Consider the following 4,519-nt stretch of genomic DNA (forward strand, 5'->3'; position numbering starts at 1 on the left):
AAACCATGGTCGTGATCAACGCGCCCCTGTCGCCCATGGCCGAAGAGTACCGCAAGCTCAAGGAATCCGTGGTCAAGATGACCAAGCGGGATCGTTTCGACAACCTTATCGCCGTGACCAGCGCCACCGTGGGCGAGGGCAAGAGCATGACCGCCGTGAATCTGGCCGCCTGCCTGGCCGGGGAATTCGATCACACCGTGCTGCTCATTGATGCGGATCTGCGCCGTCCCACCGTGCACAAGTACCTGCAGCTGGGTTCGCGCAAGGGGCTCTCCGATTGCCTGCGCGAAGGCCTGGACGTGGGCGAACTGCTGGTCAAGACGGACATCGGCAAGCTTTCCGTCCTGCCTGCGGGCACCCCCGTGGCCAATCCGGTGGAGCTCTTCTCGTCGGAAATCATGCGCAACTTGTTTCGGGAAATGAAGACCCGTTACTCGGATCGCTACATCATCATCGACACCCCGCCCGTGCTCCCCTTTGCCGAGACCCGCTCCATCGCGCGCCTGGCCGACGGGGTGCTACTGGTGGTCAAGGAAGGGCAGCCGAGCCTGGGCCAGATCGAGGAAGCCCTGGACGTCCTGGACACCAAGGTCCTGGGCATCGTCTACAACGGCGCCCAGCAGCAGCATCGAAACTCCTACTACTATTACTCGGAATAACCTGTGTACAAGGAATTCTTCGGGCTGCGCGAAAAGCCCTTCGACCTGTTGCCCAATCCAGATTTCTTGTATCCGAGCAAGGCGCACAAGCGGGCCCTGACCTATCTTTCCCACGGCATCAGGGAGCGGGCCGGGTTCATTTTGCTGACCGGGGAAGTGGGTTCGGGCAAGACCACGCTGATCCGCAACATGATCCGCTCCGAGTTGCGCGACAGCGTGCTGGCCAAGGTTTTCAACACCAGGGTCGATTCCCTGCAGCTGCTCATGCAGATCAACAGCGATTTCGGCCTGGAAACCGATGGCCGGGACAAGGCCGCCCTGTTGCGTGAGCTGAACGATTTTCTCATCGAGCAGTACGCCCAGAGCCGCCAGGCTGTGCTGATCATCGACGAGGCCCAGAACCTGTCCTCCGAAATTCTCGAAGAGATCCGCATGCTCTCCAATCTGGAGACGGACCGTGACAAGCTGTTGCAGATCATCCTCGTGGGCCAGCCCCAACTGCGCGAAATCCTGGCCCGGCCCGAACTTTTGCAGCTGCGCCAGCGCATCCAGATCAACTGCAATCTGCAGCCCTTAAGTCCGGCAGAGGTGCGGGAATACATCGAGTTTCGCATGGAAAAGGCCGGCAACCGCTCGGCCCTGACCTTCGACGATGCGGCCGTGGAGGCCATCGCCACCTACAGCAGGGGCATCCCGCGACTGATCAATATTTTGTGCGATTACATCATGATCGACGCCTTTTCCGCCGAAGCCCGCCACATCGACGGCAAGACCGTGCACGAACTGGCCGGTGACTTGTCTTTCGAGGCCCAGTACTGGGACGCCAAACCAGCCGAACAGCCTGGCGGCGGAAGCGCTGGCCTCCAGCCAATGCTCAACGGCGGCGTCCAACCGATGATCAATGGCGTGTCCGGGCAGGCCAAGGTGCTGGCGGCCATAGGCGCGCTGAACAAGCGCGTGGAGTCCCTGGAGTTTCAGCCGGTATGGGACAACGCGGCCCTTTTGGATCTGCGCGACCGCATGGACAAAATGGAACTGCAGCAGCGGAGCATGGTTCAGGAACTCTGGGCCGGAATCCAGCAGCTGCGTTCCGAGATTTCGCTCAAGGATGCGCCTGTGGTGGGTGAGGAGCCCGCTTCCAATAAGAGAAGTAGTGTTTGGAAGTTTCTCTGGGGCGAGTAGGAGAGCGCCTGAGAGCCATTCTGGACTGCGTTGCTGCAGACAAAATGGAAACCTCATGTAGACGGGGGAGAGCGCCTGAGAGCCATTCTGGACTGCGTTGCTCCCCGATTTTGGCGGGCTTATGTAGACGGCTACACCGCGCCCGCCAAAACCGACTCACGCCTTGCCACAATGGCTCTCAGACGCCCTCCTGGGATGGCGCTTTCGGGGAGTTTGGTTTTTGTTTGGAATGAAAGAAAGAGGCTGATTATGTTCACTGCGTCCCAATCGTCCCGTTCGTCCCATCCGCCCGTGGCGCGCATATGCCTGTTCGCCTGCCTTTTGCTGGCGCTCTTTTGGTGCGCCCCTTTTGCCGCCCTGGCCGAGCCTGCCTGGAAGGCTTCTCTTGGCGTGGGTCAGGAGTACAGCGACAACACCGGCGAGGAAAAGAACGGCAAGGACGATTTCATCACCTCTGTGCGCCCCAGCCTGGCCTATTCGCGCGAAGGGGCTCGGCTGCTGTTCGAATCCGCCTACAGCGGGGACTACCGCTTTTATGCCAAGGGCACCGAGGATCAGGAATTCAATCACAATCTGAACGTCCATGCCCTGCTCGACGCCTGGAACGACTTTCTTTTTCTGGACCTGACCGACACCTACCGGCTGGTCAACGAGGACCGCACCCAGGGCGACGTGCTGGAGGATGACTCCGCGCAGGACGTGGTGCAGCAGAACACCTTCACCTTTTCCCCCTACATCACGCCGCGCTTTGGTGAGCGCGGCCAGGCCAAGATCGGCTACGCCTTCTCCAACATCTGGTACGACGAGGACGACAAGGACTTAAAGAACATCCATCGCGGCTTCGTGGACGCGGATTACGAACTGACCGACAGGGCTTCGCTCTTGTCCGGCTATTCCTACACGCAGGAATTGTCCGAAGATGAAACCCTGCACCGGCACATCGCTTATCTCGGTGGCCGCCTGGCCTATTCCGAGTCGGGCAGCGTGTTTTTGAAGGCCGGTCCGCAGCATACCCGCTACCAGGAGCGGGATTCCAGCGCCACCAGCATATACTGGGACGCGGGCCTGGACCATGATTTCGGCCCCGTGCAGCTGAACCTGACTTCCGGTGTTTCCTTTGAGGACGATCCGGACACAGGTCAGACCTATGAACGCCGTCACGGCACCCTGCGCCTGACCAAGGCCTGGGAGCGCACCACGGCCAGCGTATCCGCCAGCCTGGAGGACTACGAGGAGAATTCCGGCGTGGAAGAGGGCAACGCCGAGTCAATCCGCCGGACAGTCCTGGGGCTGAACCTGTCCCACGAATTTTCCTCCCGCCTGACCGGCACCATGGGCCTGAGCCACGACTTCGAGGACAGCGACGACAACACCAAACGCTGGCAGGCAAACCTGGGCCTCAATTACGCCCTGAGCGAAAAACTCAGCCTGAGCACCTGGTACAGGTTCAAGGATTCGCGGTCGGATGACGAGGATGAGGAGTTTCGAGTGAATCGCGTGGGCGTTCAGCTCACCTATGCCTTTTGAGGAGGACGTCTGAGAACCATTCTGGACTGCGTTGCTCCCCGATTTTGGCGGGCTTATGTAGACGGCTACACCCACACCCACCAAAATCGGCTCGCGCCTTGCCACAATGGCTCTCAGACGCCCTCCTGGGATGTCGCTTTCGGGGAATTTGGTTTTTGGTTTCTGGTTTTTGGTCTTTGGCAAGAGAAGCATGGGTCTCGGGTGATTGACGCGGTTGCGTTCTGTTCACTGTGACGCATCACCACAGACGTCATTGCGAGCGCAGCGCGGCAAGTCAGGCTACGCGTGAAATCCATCTTCGGTTTTCTGCGTTTATGAAAGGCACCAAAGGCATGGATTGCCACGCCCTAAGGGGCTCGCAATGACGAGTAAAAGTATGGATTGCCACAATGGCTCTCAGACGACCTCAGAGAATACGGCAGTGTATGACAAATGTGGCAAGAATGAAGACAGCTGACAAGTGCACTACGAGCATTGTCATACAGTGCTTACAATTGACTTGGTTAACGAAATCGTGCTTATGAATTGGAAAGATGGTGCTCATGAGCTGACGTACAATACTGTATCAGCCGTCATTGCGAGGAGCCCGCGACGTGGCAATCCATCTTAAATTATTAATAAATGAATTTAAGGTTGTTCAAAATACAATTTGGATTTTTCAACAATCTTTTTCCAAAGGAAATATAGCATGACTCCCGGAAAGCTGTTCAAAAACCATTCTGGCATCTTCGTGAGCCTTTTTCTTTAAGGGTAGCAACATGACTTGGGAACTGTTCAAAATCCATTGTGGCAAGGCGCAAGCCGATTTTGGAAGGCGAAGTGTAGCCGTCTACATGAGCTTTCCAAAATCGGTGCGGCAACGCCGCCAGAATGGCATTTTCAACAGTTCCCCCCGCCGGGGGGCAGCGTGAGAAACGCTCTGACAGTTGACGTCGAAGACTACTTCCAAGTCACCGCCTTTGAAGGCGTCGTGGACCGCAAGGACTGGGCCGTGTACCCGTCGCGGGTGGAGAACAACACCCGTCGGGTCATGGCGCTTCTGGACGAGCATGGCATCAAGGCCACCTTTTTCGTGCTCGGCTGGGTGGCGGAGCGGTTTCCGCTCATGGTGCGCGAGATGGCCGACAACGGCCATGAAGTGGCCTGTCACG

At 58.0% G+C, this 4,519-nt stretch carries 4 protein-coding genes; all 4 read left to right on the forward strand.

All coding sequences use genetic code 11. The annotated features are described in order from the left end of the window. Positions 1-659: XrtA-associated tyrosine autokinase (locus RBR41_RS14485; protein WP_320353384.1), on the forward strand; the 659-nt coding region annotated here is incomplete at its 5' end. A 3-nt stretch (positions 660-662) separates the two neighbouring features. Beyond that, the gene (locus RBR41_RS14490) at positions 663-1,841 is read left to right on the forward strand and encodes an XrtA/PEP-CTERM system-associated ATPase (protein WP_320353385.1); all 1,179 of its coding nucleotides are present in this window, start codon (positions 663-665) and stop codon (positions 1,839-1,841) included. A 249-nt stretch (positions 1,842-2,090) separates the two neighbouring features. Further along, positions 2,091-3,368, forward strand: coding sequence for a TIGR03016 family PEP-CTERM system-associated outer membrane protein (locus tag RBR41_RS14495; RefSeq protein ID WP_320353386.1), 1,278 nt, complete (start codon positions 2,091-2,093; stop codon positions 3,366-3,368). 907 nt (positions 3,369-4,275) lie between these two features. After that, positions 4,276-4,519 (forward strand): polysaccharide deacetylase family protein (locus RBR41_RS14500; protein WP_320353387.1); only part of this gene is annotated, 244 nt, incomplete at its 3' end.

The organism is Desulfovibrio sp. (assembly GCF_034006445.1).
GTDB lineage: Bacteria > Desulfobacterota > Desulfovibrionia > Desulfovibrionales > Desulfovibrionaceae > Desulfovibrio.

Bases quoted from the DNA above. Each gene is read 5' to 3' on its own strand.
- RBR41_RS14495 (WP_320353386.1), top strand. From the start codon at position 2,091: ATGTTCACTGCGTCCCAATCGTCCCGTTCGTCCCATCCGCCCGTGGCG.